We start from the raw sequence: 19,144 nt of genomic DNA, 5'->3' as shown, positions 1-19,144 counted from the left end.
TTCATAAATGAGAACAACTCACACTAAGCAAACACTTTTCATGTGACGCTAGGTGTGAGCTGATGTCTCATCTACCGTATATGTAAATATTCTTATATGTATACATCTATATGAGATTAATAGACAACTGCAATAGATATTTAGATAAATACTTAGCAATGTTATTTACTAATCACATATTGAAGCATATATGTAAAAAAATATACATATACGATAGGTGAGACAGCAGCCCACGCTCGGCACTGGAATTTTGATGAACCAATGATTTCGCTCAAGCCTAGCAGACAGCGAAGCTCTATGTCAATCTTTCCCCCGCGAGCCCCTCTCGCTGCGGGCCCCTCCCGCTGATCTCCGGCGTTTGAACAGTAAATGTAAAAATATGTTGCAAACTTGGTACTGCTGTGTTAAGTTTAGTTACATAAGGTTGAAATTAAACGAGGTTTCTGGTCATGGAAAACAAAGACGCAAAAGTTGGCTTCACTGAGTTTGCTGAAACCTGGAACGGCCGTTTGGCAATGTTGGGCTTCGTTATCGGCCTAGCTACCGAATTCCTCACTGGTCAAGGCATTCTCTCTCAAATCGGTTTGATGTAATCAGCTTAACTGCATACAATAGCTGAAATTCAGGCGATCGACCCCATCACAAGTGCAAAAGTCCCCCGCTCTTAAGTCCCCTTCACTTCACACGGAAGGGGCTTTTGCATTTTTTATCAAAAAATCTAACAGATGAGACAATCAAAAATCTTTTCCGTCTCAATATTTATCGGGAGACTAACTCCAGCAAACTAAGCAATTTCTACAGACTCAAAAATCCTCAATTTAGGAGTCAAAGTCGCCACCTTCACCAAACCGTCGCGTTTGTGAGTCCGCACGCTGTTACCCAAAATCATCTCCGACAGATCGGGCATTTCCTGCCAGCAGTGCGAGCAGAACCAATAAACGCGATTGTGGCGAGCGTGGCGGAGCAATTTAGAGGAGCAACAAGGGCAACTATTCATGATATTTTAAACCTTTTTTGAAGATATGGAGCGATAACCAAATCATTAGAGAGATTCACGAATGCCTGCATATCTCAATTCCAGGCACAAAAATAAAAAATCTCTTTCACTCACAGCTTTGAGCGTCGCGCAAGTAGCACTTTTGGAGGCCTAACAGTAACACCACAATCAAAAGCTGAACGCTCCAAGGAGCCCAAGAGAAACCCCAAATAAAACAACCCAGACCGGCCCAAGCCACAAGAACAAAAATATCTTGAGAGGTTTGCCAGTAAACCCAGACTGCTGCCAGAGAAACTATTAGTAGCAAAATGTAAGCTGAGGGCATAGTCGTCTTCTCCCAATGTGTCTGCCAACAGTCAGGAGCGATCCCTGACGTTCTGCTTAAACATAAAACTAAAACCTGAAGAACTTATGAAGACGAGTGATTTGTTACAAAAAGTAAAATAATTTTGCCAGCTTATATTTGTCCGAGAAACCCACAGGAATATTCAGTTCATGGCTGAGGCCGAATGCGGTTAAATAAGCGCACTACCAATAGGGACTTAGGCATCCATAATTTGTATCAATTTCACCCCAACACCGACAGGGTTGTAATTGATACCGGACTGAGGTTTTTTGTCTTAAGCTGACAGGATGAAAGGCACGGCGCCTAAGTCGCTACATATATCTTGTCCGATCAATCCGATTCGACCTCATGAACCATACCAAAGAAAGCAAGTTTTTTTAACTCTCTTTGCCTGCAAAACTACTGCTCGAAAAGCTGTACAATTCAAGGCGCGCGATCGATCTATTCTTGCTCCCAGCCCAAAGCCTCAGCGACCTGAGCCGCCAAAAACATCGGTTCAAAAGGCTTGGCAATCACGCTCACCACCCCCAAATCCGCGAACATCCGCCTGTCGCCAGCCAGAGCCTTAGCAGTCAATAAAATTACCGGAATGTGCTGCGTAGCCTTATTAGCTTGTAACTGTAGAAAAGTAGTAGGCCCGTCTTGGTCGGGCATCATCACGTCCAATAGAATAGCATCAGGCTGTTCGGCAAGAGCCTTAGCAACCCCCTCGCGGCCCGAACTCGCTGTCAGGACTTCCCAGCCCCCCACCAGTTCAAGACTGACTTGAGCTACTTCCCGAATATCTTCCGCATCGTCAATAACCAAGATGCGCTTGGCAGTCAAAATTAACATTTTTTTAGAAATGAGAACTGATCACAGATTAGAGGCGAAATGTGAATATTTTGTAAAGCAAATTATTTTAGCCGATCGGACTTTACAGTAAATTTTCAAAACTGTATAGCAGATATTGAAGAAAGAAGGAAGAAGGAAGACCGAAGTTGCAATCGAGCGGCAGGATTTCAACTAAGAACATCCTAACCGTCTGGCGCGGTTGCTGTAAAACATCCCACCCAAAAAAAGCCGCTTTTCGACCTCAAATCGCGCTTTTTGCCTGCTGTCCCCAAACTGCAGAAAAGGCTGAGATTGTTTGTCGATGACTCGATCGAACAATTTGCACAAAATCAGTAACTTTGGGTACACCTGGGTAGAAATTAACTTTCAGTTGCAAGCCCCTCCCTGAGAAGTGGCAGACTTAAGAAAAAAGTGCTGCCCTCCCCCACAACGCTCTCCACCCACATCCGTCCCCCGTGCTGCTGCACAATACTGCGACAAATAGCCAGCCCCAAACCAGTACCTCCCTTCTGGCGAGAATCAGAAGCATCAACCTGTTGAAAGCGTTCAAAAACCATCTCCAGTTTGTCTGGCGGAATACCCCGCCCTTGATCTTTCACAGCAATCACGATGTACCACGAGCTCGGAACTGGCAAATGCGGAGGCGCGGCGGCAGGCTCAGGAGATAACAAAGACGGAGACGACACCGACTTGTGCGCTGCTTTTTCTGTCAAATCGGGGTTGTGGGTCAACTCCCCGCTCAGCCAAACCGTAGCGCCGGAGGGAGAAAATTTTATAGCATTACTGAGTAAATTTGTCAAAGCTTGAATTAGCCGATCGCGAACAGCTTGCAATTGCCCCCCCACAGGCTTCACCGACAGAGTAACTCCCGCCTGCTGAGCCATTCCCTGCATCTCGTCAGCCGCCTGCAACATCAGCTCAGCCACATTGCAAGTTTGTTTGATGGCAGTGCTGTAACTCGACTCCATCCGCTCTAAATCCAAGATGTCGTTGACTAACCGCACCAAGCGGTCAGTGTTAGTGACAGCAATCTCCAGCATCCGCTTAGCTTTCTGGGGGTAAGCGTCCAGCAGGCCGCTGTTGAGGAGGCCCAGGGCGCCGTGAATTGAGGTCATGGGTGTCCGCAGTTCGTGGCTGACAACAGAGATGAATTCATCTTTCATGCGCTCGACGGCAAGCCGATCGGTGATATCCTTAAAAGTCACCACAGCTCCAATAATTTCGCCTTCTTCTCGCATGGGAGCGACAACGTACTCAACCGGAAAATTGCTGCCGTCTCGCCGCCAAAAAATCTCATCGGTGACGCGCCGCGCCTCTCCGTCTTCCAAGGTGGCTAAAATTTGAGAACTTACCCGGTTCGGCAGCAGTTTGCCCGCCTGTGGTGCGGCGCAGTGTGGGATCAGCTCAGACCCTGAATTGATGTCTGTTACAGGTGAGAGTTGCTGGATCCCCTTTGAACCTTCTTCCTGTGAACGATGTAAGCTTTCATAGAGCGGTCGATCGATCAATTGCTTCGATTCACACCCAGCCATTCTCACCGCCGCAGGATTGACAAAAGTTACTTTTCCCTCTTTGTTCAACCCACAAATTCCTTCTCCTGCGGAGAACAAAATCATTTCTGTTTGGTGGCGGAGTTGTTCAAAGGCTTTTTCGACTCGCTTGCTGTCGCTGATGTCGCGAGAGATTGTCGAAACGCCCGTTACCGCTCCAGTGGCGTCTTTAATCGGAGAAATCGTCAACGACACATCTATCTGTTGACCGTCTTTCCGCAAGTGCACGGTTTCGTAATGGTCGATGCTTGCTCCAGCCCTAATATTTTCCAGAATTTGCGGCATTTCCTTGGGGCGTTCGGGTATGGCTAAAATCTCGATCGACTGGCCCTTGATTTCCGCGGCACAGTAGCCGTAAATCTTCTCGGCTCCTGCGTTCCAGCTCTGAATGGTCCCGGCGAGGGTTTTGCCGACTATGCCGTCGTCGGAAGACTCGACAATCGACGCCAAGCGCACGAGTTCGTCTCTTGTTTGCTTGTGTTCGGTAATGTCCCGACCCAAAATCACTATACTTTTACGTCTACCGTCGGGGTGAAATACGGGTACTTTAATCACGTCGTAGATTTTCACAGTACCGTTTGAGCGGAGAATCACTTCTTCTCCCCTAGAAAGCTCACCTTTTTCCCACGCTTCTCTATCGCTCACCTCGCAGGCCTGTAGCGCCTCGCGGTAAAAACTGCTGAGTTCTCCTAGCTGAGAATCTTTGAGGCCGCGGTAGTCTATTTTTTCTAGCTCGAACACTTCCAATATCGCTCTATTTGCCTCCTGCCACCTGCCCTCACCATCTTTGAAGCAGACAATATCTGGCATCGCATTTATCAGCGAGTCGAGATAGGAGTTTTCTCGCCGTGCAGCTTCTACCTCCGCCCGCTTGGCGATTTCCCGTTGCAGGTTTTCGTTTGCCGTTTGCAGCGAGTCCTTTAACAAACTTTCTGTAAAAGTTCTTTCCTTAATTACTTCCTGAAGTTTGTGGAGTTCTAGGGACAGCCGCCTGCGCGCCAACAAATTTTCTACCCGCAAATGCAGTTGGGCAGGTTCGGCGGGACTTACTATCAAATCGTCTATTCTGCGTTCTAGTTGTTTTGCCTGCTGCGAAAATGGCTGGTCAAAAAGAGCAGGCGTTGGGGACTTACTAACAAGCAAAAACGGTAAAAATATTGGCTCGGCGGCAGCTTTTAATGATTCTACCAGCGGCCCGATGCGATCGAAATTTGCCTCGTCGAGAATGCACAAGTCAAAAGCGATTTGGGGAATGGGAAATTCGGAGTTGGGATCTAAAGCGCGATCGAGTACGAGCACCTCATGCTCGGTGTTGAGGTGGGCGATCGGCAAATTAAGTTGTTGGTGGCGATCGACCAAGAGTAAAATGTGGCTCATTAGTGTGTTAATTTCCCCATGACTAATGATATGATGTCCGGTAAATTAACTATTATATCTTTTGTAGTGAGGACTTAAGTCCTCTTTTTTAGTAGGAATTAAGCCCTCACTGCAAACAAATGTTATAGCCTTATATCAACCGGACGCGATCGAAATGATCGAGGCATTAGGTAGCCAGAGTTGAAGCCCCAATTTAATATAATTTGATAATTATTTAATTGTTTGTTGGTTCAAGAAATGACTAATGACTAATTACTAATTCAGGGGGCGGGTTGATATTTATTTGGGTTGTCAGTTCTATGAAAGTTGGTGCAACCCGCCCCTACAGCCTCATGACTAATGACTAATGACTTTTTACGGCATTCCGATCGGAATCAAAGCATCTTCCGGCATACAGCTAGAGTAACAACTCCCATCCGATAAAACCGCAATCAGCCTCACCTGCCAGTCGGGCATAATCTGCAAATCCGCCCAGGGTACTGCTACCTCCAGACATTTATCCACTCCCACTTGGGCGCGGCTAATGCGGGGCTGCCACTGATCGCCCTCTTCTGCTTCCTGAAACCAAATCGATTTCGTCAGCAAATTAATCTCTAACTGATGGTGGTATCGATAGTTTAGCGGTGCTTCGTCAGGCAAACCCGACAGCGGAATCAGACTGTTGTGCATCGTGCGATCGGGATAAAACCAGAACAAATTTAACTGCTGCGGGCAATCAATTCCCGGCCGCACCCCTACCTTGAAGTCGGCGCGAATGTAAAAATTCAAGTGGTCAACCCCGTACCAAAGCCGCTGAATTGCCGAACTCCGGTGCATCGTACCCCTTGCTCCCCCAACTTCGATCCGGCCGGCTTTGTCCCAATCCTGTTCGTTGCCGATACCGTCAATCACCGGGTGAATAAAGCTCAGCGGCAGGTGGTCGCCTTGAACCTGGTGCACCTCTACTTCTCGCCGCACTTCCGGAGGTACGGGCTCGCCGAGAGCTTCGTAAATTCCCGCTACGTGTTCGCGAAATAGCTGGTCGAACATGGCATCTTGGTTCGACGTGTGTCCCTCGCCAAACCACCAGAACCAGTCGGAACCTTCGGCTGCATACAGCGCTTCCCAAGCTTCTGGGTTGCTTTCTTCTGTGGCCTCTGGATGGTTGGCCAGCATTTGTCTGGCGGGCCCTAATATGTCCCAAGCCCGGTTTTTCGCGGGATCACCGATCCAAGTTGTGAGGGAACCGTCCACCCAGGAACCGGTGTGCAGTTGGGCTGCGGGAATTGTTTCGGTTGCTGGGAATTGGTCGAGAAATTCCGAGACTGTGACTAATTTGATATCTGGATTGTCGCTGAGAGTTTGATAGAGGGATTCTAAGAACGGTTTGCCGTCTTGGGGATAGAATTCCCAGCAATTTTCGCCGTCTAGGGCGATCGTCACTAACCAGGGATTTTCTAAAGCTGTTTGGCCGTCGGACTGTCGGTGTTTGAGAGTTCTGCCGATCGCTTCTAAATGTCCCACTAAATCTGATGCTGCTTTTTCCGGTTCCATCGAACCGTAGGTAAACCCGATCAAGTCGGACAATCTGTGGTCTCTAAATACTATGGCTAAATCGCCGTCAGGAGTTTCTAAACGGTAAGGGCGATATAAGAATTCTGGTTCGTAGACATTCCCTGTCGCGTCGCGGTTGAAAAAGTGTTTAATTGTCCACCCCAATACTGCTTCGTCCGAGACTATCCATTTAAAGCCTTGTTTGGCAATGTAGGGCAAAATTTCCGGGCTGACTGCTTGTTCCGACGGCCACAAACCGCGCGGTTGGCAATCAAACCGATCTTCATACATTTCCCAGGCTTTTCTCAGGTGTCTGGGAATATCTTCTTCCCACTGAAACCGGTGTTGTGGCAGCGTCATGTTTGGAATAGCTATGCGGCCGCCATTAGTGTCGGCAAGCAGCGGTAAAATCGGGTGCGTGTAGGGAGTTGTGGAGACTTCCAACTGTCCCTCAACTTGCATTTTACGGTGCTGGGGAATGATGCGAGCGAGGATTTCTTTTTGTTTTGAGTAGATATTTTTTCTGTCTACCAAACTAAAATTTTGTCCTTGTTTCAGCCACCCTGCAATCTCGGGATCGTCCCAAAACAGCGGGTCAATCCAAGCTAAATTGTGCCAGGCCAGCAAGTCGCTAAAATTCTGCAATTTCCAGTTTGCCAAACACCACTGAATGCCTTTTTCCTGCCGCTGAGTGTAGAGTTGAGCGTAGCGGGGGTGTGGCTGAATCAGGGTGTGGTAATTGGCGTCAAAGAAGTGTTCTAAAATGAACTCTTTTTCTTCGATATTTAAAGTTTCCGCTGCCTTTAATGTCACCGCCAAGTAAGGGTCTAATGCTCTGTCTGCGATGCAGTCTTCTATCTGCAAAATCAATGAGGGAACCAAGTTTACTGTTTGATGCAGGTTTGGATATTTTGCCAGCATTAGCACTAAATCCAAGTAGTCTTTGACTCCGTGCAAGCGCACCCAAGGCAGCCGGTACTGCGCTGCTCCTGCGCTACCTGATACTCGGGATTTGTATAGCGGTTGGTGTTGGTGCCAAATGAAGGCTACATAAAGGGGGTGAGACATTGAATTGGTAATTGGTAATTGGTAATTGAATTGGGTAATTGGTAATTGGTAATTGGTAATTAAATTTGGTAATTAGTAATTGGCAATTAAATGTTGGTAATTGGTAACAGTCAACTGTCAACTGTCAACTGTCAAACGTCAACAGTCAACTGCCAACTGCCAATTGCCAACTGACTAATTACATTACCTGTTCGACTTCGGCAATTTCTGGGATAGCCTCGCGCAGGCGACGTTCAATGCCCATTCTCAGAGTCATTGTGGAACTCGGGCAAGAGCCGCAAGCTCCTTGCAGTCTCAGGTGTACGACTGGACCGTCTATTTCTACGAGTTCGACATTGCCGCCGTCGGATATCAAGTAGGGGCGCATTTCATCGAGAACTGTTTCGACGTTATCTCTGGTTAGTGCTAGTGTCATATTTTGCCTCTGTGATGATTTCTTGCAGTTGATTTTGTTCTATTTGACTCAAGGGCAGCATTCTCAACCGCACGAGATTTAAGAAACCGGGTTCCTTGACAAAAGACTTGTGCACTCAGGTGAACTGGCTGCCGGAAACCCGGTTTCTGTCATGCTGATGCTCGATCAGAATTCGCTCTCTAGTTCGATCGTAGCGTTACTTGCTGCCAAATCAAGTTGATTCTGATACGTTATCCAAAAAACCCGTTTTATTTAAGAAATGGGGTTTTTGATCGCGCTACACTACTGCTGGTTCTAGCAGTTTGACGTTGGAGTAGTTGAACTCGGTTGTTGTCAGTTGACCTTTTTCTTTTGCTCGAACTACTTGCTTTGTCATGACATAATAGTCGCCTATCTTCTCAAAGGTATCTTCAAATGCGAGTTCTTTGATGATTTCGTCTGTTTGGGGGTTGCGGAAAACGGCATCGTAGTGAGTCGCCAAAGAACCTTCGGGGGTCTCTAAGCTTTTGTGTGTGTCAATTACGAAAGCCATGCGACCCATCACCCGGCTGACTTGACAAATTGAGAGACCTCGGATTTTATAATTCGAGCCCATTGAGTCACCTTGCACCAAGATGTCCACAGCGTCGGTGCTGTCCTTCTCGCCCAGGGTAAAGCTATTTTTGCCGTGAGATTTTTCAAATGTCGAGCGTTTTCGGTGGGTGACAATATCGCGCATTTGGGTGTATACGCTTTGCTGCACTTCCTCATCTTCAATGCCACTGACTTCCACGCTCATGTCGGGTTTGATGGAAACATGACCCGTATATACTTCGTCGCCCTGTTTGAGTTCAATATCGGCACTGTAACCGGGAAAATTGGCATCCCAGGTATAGCGGTGTTCGTAAGCAGCGCGAAACAAATCGCGAGCGTTGGCTTGCTCTGTCATAAATCCCTCTTTCTCTTGACACCCATCTAGTTTAGCTTAACCGCGAGAAGCCCCACATTCACTGGTTAGGGGAGTTACCCGCACTCTTGGCGAGCACTTTTTGGGGGTGCTGCTGGGCTGGCAATTAGGGCGCAACAAGAATTTACTGTCTCTATCGATTGCTATGATTTGAAAATAAAGTCCCAAAATGCCTGGTTATTGAGAGCGCGATGGGTCGATCGCCACCTACCAGTCTTTGTTATGGGTTATGTTGAAAAAACTTGTGTCCGCTTTTTAGGGGTTGCACCCGCAGGCAACTATTAGATTCCCCCCTTAATAAAATGCTAGAAACTGTCTACAAACACTTAGAAACATTGCAGGAACAAGCTAGGGAATTGCCACACCCCCAACAGGCAATTTTTACAAAGATTTTGGAAAATTTATCAAATTCTCTACAAGAATTGGCAGGCAGCCGCTTGTTTGAAAGCGCCACAAATAACGCCGCAAAGCTGGTTGAGCTTGAAAAAAATAATCGCCTTTTGGAACGCACTGTAGCCCAGCAAGTAGGGCAAATCAGACAGCTACGGGAGCAGTTGGAAAAACAAATCAGCCAGCATCGCAGGGACAATCAAGCATTAACTAAAAGTGAAGCTAAACTGCAAGCTATGCTGCGTAATTCTCCCGATCTAATTAGCATTGTTGGCTCCGACGGGCGAGTTCGATACCACAGCGGAGCCCTACAGAGGCTTTTGGGTTACAATCCAGAAGAAAGAATTGGCAAATTTCATGGCGAGTTAATCCATCCAGACGATTTGCTGGCTTGGCAGACGTATTTTGGTAAGTTGTTAGAATCTCCAGGAATTGGGGGGGCAATCGAATATCGGAAACGCCATGCTGACGGTTCTTGGATCTACATGGAGTCGATAGGTAACAGTTTGCTTTACGATTCTAGCGTGCAGGGAATTATAATTAATTCGCGGGAAATAGGGGAACGAAAGCAAGCCGAAATCGCAGTTCGAGAGTCAGAACTCCACTACAGAGTTATGTCGCAAATCACTTCCGATTTTGCCTATTCTTTTAAAGGACTGCCCGACGGCAAGTTCGCCTGCGAGTGGGCGACAGAAGCTTTTGAGCGCTGCACCGGGATCGTTCCTGAAGAATTAGAATCGTTTGGTTGGTGGAACTCTGAACTCGTTCATCCCGACGACAGGGAAATGTTAATTAAACAATTAGAAGGCTGTACTTTCAGCCGCACTGGAGCTAATGAGTATCGCATTATTAATCAAAAAGGCGAGGTGCGCTGGGTACGGGACTACTGGCAAGTGGTGTGGGACAAAACTGCTGAACGGGTTGTCCGTTTGTGGGGCGCTTGTCAGGAAATAACAGATCGCAAGCAAGTAGAATTGAAACTGCAACTCGTTAACCAAGTTTTGCAAGCCCAGATAGCATCGGCGCCGCTGGCGATTAACTGTACCAGCAATGACGGCAATACCGTTGTTTGGAACCGCGCTGCCGAACAACTTTTTGGTTGGACTGCTGCTGAGGTTTTAGGCAAACCTTTACCGAATATTCCTGAAGGCCAAAAGCAAGATTTTTACGCGCTGCTAAAGTCTGCGTCTAATGGCAAACCGCAAAACGGTTTGGAAATATCTTTGTTGAAAAAAGACGGTCGTTCAATCGATGTTTGGCTGTTTGCCGCACGCGTGCGAGATGCGGGCGGCCAGACTGTCGGCAGTATCAACATATTTTCTGATCTTTCAGAACGCAAGCGCATAGAGGAAGAACGCCAAAAATTAGCAGCGATGAAAGATATGGAGGAACCTTTTTGGGCGCGATATGTCAGCCCTCCAAAAACTCCGAAAAAAAAGGGCAGTGGGTAATTTTATATCAAGCACAAGTTAAAAGCATTAAAAGTGCGAAAGTGCAATCTTATGCGTGCAATATCCTTTCCGGTCAAATAACCTATTTGATGGAAGTTGTTCCAGCGGAAATAATATGATTAACACACCGGGCTACTACGCGTAGTAGTTGCTATGCTGTACTGTGTAAAACTATAATTCCCTAAAAATAATTGATGAACCAGCTACCGAATTTATTTAGGGAATCTATCGATAAAGTATCAGCTTTTTCCAGGGTAAAAATGGTTGGCACGGTAAATATTAGACTTGTTAAATACGCCATTAGAATGTTTACTGGTACCCCGATTTTTCCTGACTCCTGAAAGTGGCTAACTCTGCGTGAGTTTGGCAAGCTTCACTTAACTCAATGTAATCTAAGATATTGGAAATTACCTGAGAAAGGTGGATAGCCGAACGGTGAGCTTCTTCGATAAAATCTCTCTCCTCTATGGGATCGTCAGCTTGGTCGTCTATGGTTAGTTGTAGATAGCCGATGATGTGATTTAGGGGAGTGCGGAGCTCGTGGGATGCCTTCAACAAAAATTGCTTTTTGAGCTGGGATAGTCCTTGTACTCGCTTGCTGCGCTCTTGGTAGAGGGTGGCGAGGGCGATCGCACTTCCTACTTGCTCGGCGAGTTCTTGTGCGAATTCGATCTGGCATTGAGTCCAAGGTCGATCGGTCTTACCCTTCCCCGACGATCGACCTTTGCACTGATGCAAGCTAATTATGCCGTTAGGTTGCTCTTGGTAAGCGGTAGCCACCACTAGCAGCGACTGGGGCCCAAAAGGGTCATTGGCTGCAAAGGAGTCTACTACCACTGGTTCGAGGGTAGCTAGAGCTTGAAGGAAATGAGGTGCTGCTGTGAGCGAGATTTCCATTCCCAGCATGGGTAAAAATGGTTCTTGGCAGTATTCAGCAGCTACTTTGACTTGCAGGTTAGAACTTTCATAGGGACAAATGATGCAGCGGCTGACGCCTAGTGTTTCTCCCAGAGTGTTAACTGTTTGCTGCCAGATGGTATTGATATCCAAGGTTCGACGAATATTTCTGCCAATTTGGAGTAAAAGCTTTTGCGATTGAGCTGATATTTGCTGATTCATAGCAACCCTTTTTCTACTAGACTGGCAAAAGTTTACCACTCCGGCAACAGAGCAGGAATTTACTCAATTTGCCAGTCTGCGGCTGTCCCACTTATGAATTACGTAATTCTACTTAAATATTGCCACACGCTTTCAAAAATTACTAAGTAGTTGGGCTGTCTTTACAAGATCTTTATGATCTGCACACAGAACGGAGAGCGTCCTTCTATGCAACAGTTTTCTTAACAATCCTTTACAGTAGGGGATTCGGAAGCTGAATCAGTTCTAAAAGCAGGCATTAAGTTCTTGTAAAGTTGGCGGGTTGTGGGGGTTTACTAAGAGGTGTTAGCTGCCAGCCGATAGATTAAAGATGAGCTGTTATCCGTATCCCCCGGATTTGATTTATGCCAATTCTGGGTGGGGATCGGAAGTGGCGTGGGTGATCGATAGCAGTCCAAAACTCCCAAGGAGGGAGCTTGGCGACGGATAAAAGTCAAAATTTATACGCTGGTGGGCGATCGAACTGTGTTGGTAGGATAATTACCCATTATCGATGACTTTTATTAAGGCAAAAAAACTCACAAGTACAGGAATATAACAATTTTTAAGTGAGTCAGGTACAGTTTTTTAATTGGTAAGAAAGCTTCCGAGTGTCTCACGAAATTTGAGAACTGCTATAGCTGTTTTTTGCTGCTTCCTGATTCTTTCTTGCTTCTTACTTTTTGCTGATTCCTAATTTAGGCTTCCTAATTCCTTCAACGTGCGGAGGAGAAATTATTGATGATTGATTACCGATGATTAATTTTTAAATAGTGGTTCTTGATAAAGGGGTACAGTAAAAGTAACCGTAGCTCCGAGTCCTTCCCCCATACTGTAAAAATTTACTGTACCCCCCATTGCTTCTACAAGTTTTTGAGAAATAGCCAATCCCAAACCGGTGCCGCCGTATTGTCTGGTACGAGCGCCATCCACCTGAAAAAACGACTCAAATAATTTATCTTGCTTGTCGAGAGAAACCCCAATGCCAGTATCAGCGACTCGGATTTTCACCATTCCGGGAAACTGCTGGTTGTGAACAGTCACCTTTTTCTTAATAACCTCAGCACTGATGCGAATTCCCCCTTCCCCAGTAAATTTAATCGCATTCCCCGTGAGGTTCAAGATTACTTGAAGCAGGCGTTGGTAGTTGCCGTACACAATAATCTCGTCCTCAACAGAAGGTTTTTGGATTTGAAATTGCAATCGCTTTTGCTCGACTTGAACCCGTGTAAAATTCTCAACTTGTTGCAAAAGTTCGCCGAGTTTGACGGGAGCGAGGTCTAACTCCATTTTGCCAGCTTCGATTTTAGCGATATCCAAAATATCGTTAATGACATTGAACAAATGTAATGCTGATCGGTAAGCTTCTTCGATAAATAGGTGCGCTTCTTCGGGGTCATCTGCCATGCCGTCCACAAGCAGTTTTAGGAAGCCGAGGATGCCGTTGAGGGGGGTGCGGAGTTCGTGAGAAGTATTGGCAAGAAATTGACTTTTAAGTTGGGAAAGAGCTACGGCTTCGGCGCGCGCCTGTTCCAATTCTTGGTAAAGTGTAGCGTGGGCGATCGCACTGCCGACTTGAGCGACTAACTCGCGGGCGAATTCGAGTTCGACATGACTCCATTTTGGGGAACTGCCGCAGCGGTGCAAACATATCAGTGCATTAGGTTGGTCTTCATAAAAGGTAGCTGCTACGAGTACGGAATGGCGGTGGAAGGGATCTGCGGCGGGGGAGGTGTAATCGACTGCTACTGGTTTTAAGGTGGCTAAAGTTTGAATCCACCCTGGCTGTTCGGCTGCGCGCAGTTCTAATCCCAGCATAGAAGAGTAAGCTTCTTGGCGGTATTCAGCTACTACTTTAAAAGTTTTCGATTGGAGATTTTCGATTTGAGCTGGGGAAAGCGGGGGCGAGGAGTCCTTAGCTATTGACTGTTGTAATTCGGCTGCTGCTGCGGTCGAATTCTGCGGATTTTCCGAGGCAAGGAAGGGAGAAGTTTCGAGATTTTCGCTGTCTTGTTTGTAGGAACAGATGATGCAGCGACTCGCGTTCAAAACTTGACCCAAGCTGTTAACAGTTTGCTGCCAAATTGTGTCTAAATCGAGGGTTTTGTGCAAGTTGTGAGCAATTTGGGAGATGATTTTGCGGTCGATTTCCGAGTAGGAAGGGAGAACTCGACCGGGGATGTGGCTCGCTGGAAGCGGCATTTGTGGGCGGGCGTCCGATGGGGATGGCAAAGCTGGATAGAGCATAAATTCTGGGGAGTCGGGCCGTCTGTCTGTGGGTTTGTCAGACAGCAGCCTTCCCATAACTAAGACTTTTGCAGCTTTGCCGTTTGAGTCGATCGCCGGAGTAAGTGTCAAATCGAAGAGAAAATATTGTCCGGCGTGGCAAAATGGATAGCTGAACCGTTGCGGTACGAGGGTTTCGATCGTCCGCTGCAGGATATCGAGATAAGGCGCAGGGGGGATGGGTTGCAGGGTTTCGCTGAGGGGGCGATCGACAATTTGTTCTGCTGTAAGGTTGTACTGTTCGGCTTTTTGCCAATAAAAAGATAGATATTGACCAGAGCCGTCTTGGGTAAATACTAATTCTGCCCCTAACTCTTGAAAAAAGGCTGTAGAGGCGAGGCTCGATCGCCGGAAATCTGTGTTAGAGTCCATCAGAGTAGGGGATGAAAGTAGTTCTGATTTTGGAGTATTGAGTTTTTAATAAAGAACTCAATACTCCCCACTGTTTGGCGCTTCTACTGTTAATTTGTGAGTTATTAATCAAAAAAATTGTTGGCTTTTTAATTAAAACATTAATCGCTCAACACTCACACTTTGCAAAAACTTTATGCTTCTACTATTGACTTTTGAGTGATTAATGAACTCATAAAGTATTAATTATTTAATTCTGAACTCAACTCAAAACTCAACACTATTCGTTCTCAGCCGTTTTGGGTAATTAAGAAATAAAAATTTAGATTGAGGAATTAGGAATCTGCACCGATTAACGATCTAGTTTGAAAATTACGCCAAAATCTGAGGCTGCCAACAGCTCAACTCTGGGACTGGCTCAGGCATTTTTTCCGTCACCTTGAATAGTTCCGAGGTTGTCAGTTAGCCGAGTTAACTCGCCCACAACCTGTAGCTTTCGCCACGAAATCTGCCGGAGATCGTCCGCCCGCTCTAAATTTCATAGCCTGCTGATTTGCGCGCGCCGTCAGGGGCGAGAGCAGCTCAGTCGTTCCATTCACCACGTGGCGGGACTGGGGGGTTGCGGCGTAAACTCAGAGCCAGCTCGTCTTCCCGGCGCTCGCCTCTGAGCCACTGCTTGATTGCTGTTTCAATGACTTTGCTGGGGTCATTCGTCAAGTGCTTAATTTGGTCTAGCAGTTCCGAATCTATATGGATAGATAGTTCCACTTTTTCTGACGAACTGTGGGAGGGTATACTTGGCTGGCTCATAGTTAAAAAATCCTAGTTTTAATTCTTAAGTTTCAATTCTTTTCATGACAACCGACTGGACTAGATATTTGCAGTCCCTAATTTGCACCCCACCTTTCCTCAACCGCTTAACAGCTTTCTGTACAATGAGACAGAGAAAAGTTTTTTCCTTTTGGGTGTCCGACCGAGCCCGCACACTTGAAGGGTAATAACTGATACTCTTGAGGTTTGTCTCAGTTGTGGTTTCATCTCAATCCCCAGTAAGAGGTTGAAGTAAGCACTCTACTCTTGCTTGTGTAATCATACAACAAAAAGTATCCTTTGCCGATTAGCTCTTCGATAAAAAACATGACTAACGTCCCTGTATCTCGCATTCGTAATTTTTCGATTATTGCTCACATCGACCACGGAAAATCGACCTTGGCCGATCGCCTGTTGCAGGCGACTGGGACTGTGCAGGCACGGGAGATGAAGGAGCAGTTTTTAGACAATATGGATCTCGAACGCGAACGCGGCATTACGATCAAGCTGCAAGCGGCTCGGATGAATTACACTGCCAAGGACGGTCAGGAGTACGTACTCAATCTGATCGACACTCCCGGACACGTGGACTTTTCTTACGAGGTGTCGCGATCGCTCGCTGCTTGCGAAGGGGCGCTGCTCGTGGTAGACGCATCTCAAGGCGTGGAAGCACAAACCCTCGCAAATGTCTACCTTGCCTTGGGAAACAATCTGGAAATTATTCCTGTTTTAAATAAAATTGACCTGCCGGGGGCAGAACCGGAAAGGGTAAAAGGGGAAATTGAAGAAATTATCGGTCTGGACTGTAGCGGGGCGATTGAGGCTTCTGCTAAGGAAGGAATTGGTATAGATGAAATTTTGGAGTCGATCGTCGAATTGGTGCCGCCGCCGCAGGATACTGTTGACAAACCGCTGCGGGCGCTAATTTTTGACAGTTATTACGACCCTTATCGCGGGGTAATTGTGTATTTCCGGGTGATGGACGGAAGTGTCAAAAAGGGCGATCGAGTTTTGTTGATGGTTTCGGGTAAGGAATATGTCATCGATGAATTGGGCATTCTTTCACCGACTCAAGTTCAAGTAGACGAACTGCACGCCGGGGAAGTGGGTTATCTGGGCGCGGCAATTAAAGCAGTAGCTGATGCTCGCGTCGGCGATACGATTACTTTGGTCAAAAAGCCTGCACCGGAGCCTTGGCCGGGTTATACAGAAGCAAAACCGATGGTTTTTTGCGGCTTGTTCCCGATCGATGCTGACCAATTTCCAGATTTGCGGGAAGCTTTAGAAAAACTCGAACTCAACGATGCGGCGCTTTCTTACGAACCGGAAACTTCGAGTGCGATGGGATTTGGTTTCCGCTGCGGTTTCTTGGGATTGCTGCACATGGAAATTGTGCAAGAAAGACTGGAGAGAGAATACAATTTGGATTTGATTGTTACGGCTCCTTCTGTGGTTTATCAAATCACAACAATTAAAGGGGAAGTGTTAACAATTGACAATCCCAGCCACTTGCCAGATCCTCAGTATCGCGAGAAAATTGAGGAACCTTATGTGCGGGTAGAAATGCTGTCGCCAGAAACTTATGTCGGCGCGCTGATGGAACTGTCTCAAAGTCGGCGGGGCATTTTTATGGATATGAAGTATCTGAGTCAAGGCCGAACTACGCTGGTTTACGAGTTGCCTTTGGCGGAGGTGGTGACTGACTTTTTCGACCAGATGAAATCGCGATCGCGCGGTTATGCGAGCATGGAGTATCACCTCATCGGTTATCGCGAAAATCCGTTGGTGAAAATGGACATTTTAATTAATGGCGATCCGGTTGATGCTTTGGCGATGATCGTACACCGCGATAAGGCTTATAATGTGGGCCGCGGATTGACGGAAAAACTTAAGGAGTTGATTCCCCGCCATCAATTTAAGGTGCCGATTCAAGCGACAATTGGCGCGAAGGTGATTGCTTCGGAACACATTCCGGCTTTGCGGAAGGATGTGTTGGCGAAGTGTTACGGCGGTGATATTTCGCGGAAGAAGAAGTTGCTGCAAAAGCAAGCCAAGGGTAAGAAGCGGATGAAGTCTGTGGGTACTGTGGATGTGCCACAGGAGGCTTTTATGGCTGTGCTGAAGCTCGATCGGGATTCGTAATCTGTGTCGCCTTTTGTCAGGAACAGGCAAGATGCCTGTTCCACAAAGAGTCTATTTTTTGTAGTTATTTGCAGTCATCTAGAACAGGCTTTCGGGCCTGTTCCACAAAGAGTTAGTTTTCTTGTGGGATGGTCATCTTGCCCGTCCCTGTGGCAGCCCAGAATATGGCGGCAGCGTGAGTGGCGATCGCCCGCTCGCATCACAGCTTACTACAACTTAAACAAGAATGCTTTCTTGAAATTCGCGCTGAATTTCATCTACAACTTTGCGATCGCTCAAATCGCGATGCCACCAGTGGCTACAGCCATCTTGACAATATTTGCAGTACCTGCGCGCATCGGCAATTGCCAATAAACTCATTAACAGGAAAAAGGTTTTGATCAATTCTGAGGGCGGCAGTTTCAAAAGCTTTGCCATTTGTTCTTTTAATCGCCCTCTACTCAGCAATACACAAGGGGTGTAAGTTGGGCGAAGTTTTGATTTGGCAATAGCTAGGGAAACATCTTCTTCTCGCGCCCCTGCTTGGAGGGTCATGTAGGATAGCCGCTGCAATATTTCCTGCTGGTATTCGGTTGGGAACCTTAAAAACCACTTTTTTGCATCTTCTTGGCTAATTAATTCTTGTTGAATTTTATTGAGTGTAATTTCATCGGCTAGATTCATTTGCCTCTCCTAAGTCTGGCTCAAATATAACGTGAGGTTCTCCTGAGATGAGGCGGCCAGTAAAAATATCGATTCCCGTTTCTCGACCTGAACTATTAATTTCGCCGCCACTTGTACCGCGAGGGATGGAACTGCTAGCGGAATGCCGCTGGCGAGACTTACCTAACATTATATAGTCCCAGTCAGAAGTTGGCGTACTTTTCCCGTTTGCTCGACTGCCAACAACTATGATGGTTTGTTTTGTCCGATCGGCTGCATTCTGAATTCTCCTGGCATCTTCTGGAGATATGCCTGCTTCTTGCCATGTTTTTACACCTCTCATTTAATGAATATTAGCATTGCAGTAGGCGAGTTTTTTCGCACTTCTCGATTTAAAAATTAAGCACGATAAATCAAGTTTTAGTTTCAGTCCTCTGTTGATTTGAGCTTGCCGGATGCTTTTGCTTGGTCGATCGCCTCTTGAATCAGAAGGTAGACAAAGTTGGAGAGCGATCGCTTTTCGAGATCGCACAACTTTTCGAGAGCCTTTTTAGCCTGTGTTGGCAAAACCACTGAAATCCGCTCGCTGTCGCTCATGCCCTGCAATCTGTTGGAAGTTTTCCCTATTGTGCCACCTCGCCCGTCCAGCTTGCAATGGGCGATCGTCTGTCGCTATCGTAGCCGATCGGATGCGGAGGGACATCTTCAGTTGTTTCGGCAACGAGTGCCCAACATCCGATTTGAAGTGGTGTTTGATTTACCCTCTCGCCGAGGATAACTTTTTTGAGGGAGGGTTTTTGATAAGTTAACTGTCAAATTATCGAGGGCGATCGCACTTTTGGAGATTAAGGGCGATCGCTTTTCAATTT

At 46.7% G+C, this 19,144-nt stretch carries 16 protein-coding genes; 3 read left to right on the top strand and 13 right to left on the bottom strand.

Annotated features, from left to right (window positions below; genetic code table 11):
- The first annotated feature begins 449 nt into the window (after positions 1-449).
- The gene (locus tag QUA38_RS02185; RefSeq protein WP_015176459.1) at positions 450-593 is read left to right on the top strand and encodes a chlorophyll a/b-binding protein; all 144 of its coding nucleotides are present in this window, start codon (positions 450-452) and stop codon (positions 591-593) included.
- 191 nt (positions 594-784) lie between these two features.
- Here the strand turns inward: QUA38_RS02185 and QUA38_RS02180 are convergent, their stop codons facing one another.
- From QUA38_RS02180 to QUA38_RS02150, 7 genes are all read right to left on the bottom strand, one after another.
- Entirely contained in the window at positions 785-997 is a 213-nt protein-coding gene (locus QUA38_RS02180) for a hypothetical protein (protein WP_333093764.1), read from the bottom strand.
- 106 nt (positions 998-1,103) lie between these two features.
- The gene (locus QUA38_RS02175; RefSeq protein ID WP_190655558.1) at positions 1,104-1,322 is read right to left on the bottom strand and encodes a hypothetical protein; all 219 of its coding nucleotides are present in this window, start codon (positions 1,320-1,322) and stop codon (positions 1,104-1,106) included.
- 462 nt (positions 1,323-1,784) lie between these two features.
- Entirely contained in the window at positions 1,785-2,177 is a 393-nt protein-coding gene (locus tag QUA38_RS02170; RefSeq protein ID WP_190655560.1) for a response regulator, read from the bottom strand.
- A gap of 359 nt (positions 2,178-2,536) precedes the next feature.
- Entirely contained in the window at positions 2,537-5,104 is a 2,568-nt protein-coding gene (locus QUA38_RS02165; protein WP_333158794.1) for a PAS domain S-box protein, read from the bottom strand.
- A gap of 354 nt (positions 5,105-5,458) precedes the next feature.
- Complete coding sequence (locus QUA38_RS02160) at positions 5,459-7,705, bottom strand: glycoside hydrolase (protein WP_333158792.1); 2,247 nt, start codon at positions 7,703-7,705, stop codon at positions 5,459-5,461.
- A gap of 178 nt (positions 7,706-7,883) precedes the next feature.
- Positions 7,884-8,120 carry a NifU family protein gene (locus QUA38_RS02155; RefSeq protein WP_006632519.1) on the bottom strand — a complete coding sequence of 79 codons (237 nt, stop codon included), beginning with the start codon at positions 8,118-8,120 and terminating at the stop codon, positions 7,884-7,886.
- Positions 8,121-8,397: 277 nt separating this feature from the next.
- On the bottom strand, positions 8,398-9,048 hold the full coding sequence (locus tag QUA38_RS02150) for a DUF3386 domain-containing protein (RefSeq protein ID WP_333158790.1): 651 nt from the start codon (positions 9,046-9,048) through the stop codon (positions 8,398-8,400).
- 320 nt (positions 9,049-9,368) lie between these two features.
- Here QUA38_RS02150 and QUA38_RS02145 point away from each other — a divergent pair, with 320 nt between their 5' ends.
- Positions 9,369-10,907 (top strand): PAS domain S-box protein, encoded by a 1,539-nt coding sequence (locus tag QUA38_RS02145; protein ID WP_333158788.1) that lies wholly within the window; start codon positions 9,369-9,371, stop codon positions 10,905-10,907.
- Positions 10,908-11,216: 309 nt separating this feature from the next.
- Here QUA38_RS02145 and QUA38_RS02140 read toward each other — a convergent pair whose 3' ends face one another.
- From QUA38_RS02140 to QUA38_RS02130, 3 genes are all read right to left on the bottom strand, one after another.
- Positions 11,217-12,026 (bottom strand): GAF domain-containing protein, encoded by an 810-nt coding sequence (locus tag QUA38_RS02140; protein WP_333158786.1) that lies wholly within the window; start codon positions 12,024-12,026, stop codon positions 11,217-11,219.
- Between the two features lie 777 nt (positions 12,027-12,803).
- Complete coding sequence (locus QUA38_RS02135; protein ID WP_333158784.1) at positions 12,804-14,702, bottom strand: ATP-binding protein; 1,899 nt, start codon at positions 14,700-14,702, stop codon at positions 12,804-12,806.
- Between the two features lie 561 nt (positions 14,703-15,263).
- Positions 15,264-15,491, bottom strand: a complete 228-nt coding sequence (locus QUA38_RS02130) for a type II toxin-antitoxin system CcdA family antitoxin (RefSeq protein ID WP_333069950.1) — start codon at positions 15,489-15,491, stop codon at positions 15,264-15,266.
- Positions 15,492-15,818: 327 nt separating this feature from the next.
- Between QUA38_RS02130 and lepA the strand changes: the two genes are divergently transcribed.
- On the top strand, positions 15,819-17,633 hold the full coding sequence (gene lepA, locus QUA38_RS02125; protein WP_006632512.1) for a translation elongation factor 4: 1,815 nt from the start codon (positions 15,819-15,821) through the stop codon (positions 17,631-17,633).
- Between the two features lie 216 nt (positions 17,634-17,849).
- Here lepA and QUA38_RS02120 read toward each other — a convergent pair whose 3' ends face one another.
- The 3 genes from QUA38_RS02120 to QUA38_RS02110 form a co-directional block, all read right to left on the bottom strand.
- Entirely contained in the window at positions 17,850-18,296 is a 447-nt protein-coding gene (locus tag QUA38_RS02120) for a DUF5958 family protein (RefSeq protein ID WP_333158782.1), read from the bottom strand.
- Positions 18,280-18,618 (bottom strand): hypothetical protein, encoded by a 339-nt coding sequence (locus QUA38_RS02115; protein WP_333158780.1) that lies wholly within the window; start codon positions 18,616-18,618, stop codon positions 18,280-18,282. Before QUA38_RS02115 ends, QUA38_RS02120 begins: the two co-directional genes overlap by 17 nt.
- 83 nt (positions 18,619-18,701) lie before the next feature.
- On the bottom strand, positions 18,702-18,872 hold the full coding sequence (locus QUA38_RS02110; RefSeq protein WP_333158778.1) for a ribbon-helix-helix domain-containing protein: 171 nt from the start codon (positions 18,870-18,872) through the stop codon (positions 18,702-18,704).
- Positions 18,873-19,144: the final 272 nt, after the last annotated feature.

Source organism: Microcoleus sp. Pol12B4, from assembly GCF_036701385.1.
Classification (GTDB): domain Bacteria; phylum Cyanobacteriota; class Cyanobacteriia; order Cyanobacteriales; family Microcoleaceae; genus Microcoleus.
Note: the sequence above shows the minus strand (reverse complement) of the source record. Positions and strands in the feature narration are given on the sequence as shown.

What these genes read in the sequence shown, in the direction of transcription:
- QUA38_RS02175 (WP_190655558.1), bottom strand. Translation starts at nt 1,322, where the DNA reads ATGCCCTCAGCTTACATTTTGCTACTAATAGTTTCTCTGGCAGCAGTC.
- QUA38_RS02110 (WP_333158778.1), bottom strand. Translation starts at nt 18,872, where the DNA reads ATGAGCGACAGCGAGCGGATTTCAGTGGTTTTGCCAACACAGGCTAAA.
- QUA38_RS02135 (WP_333158784.1), bottom strand. Translation starts at nt 14,702, where the DNA reads ATGGACTCTAACACAGATTTCCGGCGATCGAGCCTCGCCTCTACAGCC.
- QUA38_RS02120 (WP_333158782.1), bottom strand. Translation starts at nt 18,296, where the DNA reads ATGAATCTAGCCGATGAAATTACACTCAATAAAATTCAACAAGAATTA.
- QUA38_RS02160 (WP_333158792.1), bottom strand. Translation starts at nt 7,705, where the DNA reads ATGTCTCACCCCCTTTATGTAGCCTTCATTTGGCACCAACACCAACCG.
- QUA38_RS02165 (WP_333158794.1), bottom strand. Translation starts at nt 5,104, where the DNA reads ATGAGCCACATTTTACTCTTGGTCGATCGCCACCAACAACTTAATTTG.
- QUA38_RS02130 (WP_333069950.1), bottom strand. Translation starts at nt 15,491, where the DNA reads ATGAGCCAGCCAAGTATACCCTCCCACAGTTCGTCAGAAAAAGTGGAA.
- QUA38_RS02185 (WP_015176459.1), top strand. Translation starts at nt 450, where the DNA reads ATGGAAAACAAAGACGCAAAAGTTGGCTTCACTGAGTTTGCTGAAACC.
- QUA38_RS02150 (WP_333158790.1), bottom strand. Translation starts at nt 9,048, where the DNA reads ATGACAGAGCAAGCCAACGCTCGCGATTTGTTTCGCGCTGCTTACGAA.
- QUA38_RS02170 (WP_190655560.1), bottom strand. Translation starts at nt 2,177, where the DNA reads ATGTTAATTTTGACTGCCAAGCGCATCTTGGTTATTGACGATGCGGAA.
- QUA38_RS02180 (WP_333093764.1), bottom strand. Translation starts at nt 997, where the DNA reads ATGAATAGTTGCCCTTGTTGCTCCTCTAAATTGCTCCGCCACGCTCGC.
- QUA38_RS02115 (WP_333158780.1), bottom strand. Translation starts at nt 18,618, where the DNA reads ATGAGAGGTGTAAAAACATGGCAAGAAGCAGGCATATCTCCAGAAGAT.
- QUA38_RS02140 (WP_333158786.1), bottom strand. Translation starts at nt 12,026, where the DNA reads ATGAATCAGCAAATATCAGCTCAATCGCAAAAGCTTTTACTCCAAATT.
- QUA38_RS02145 (WP_333158788.1), top strand. Translation starts at nt 9,369, where the DNA reads ATGCTAGAAACTGTCTACAAACACTTAGAAACATTGCAGGAACAAGCT.
- QUA38_RS02155 (WP_006632519.1), bottom strand. Translation starts at nt 8,120, where the DNA reads ATGACACTAGCACTAACCAGAGATAACGTCGAAACAGTTCTCGATGAA.
- lepA (WP_006632512.1), top strand. Translation starts at nt 15,819, where the DNA reads ATGACTAACGTCCCTGTATCTCGCATTCGTAATTTTTCGATTATTGCT.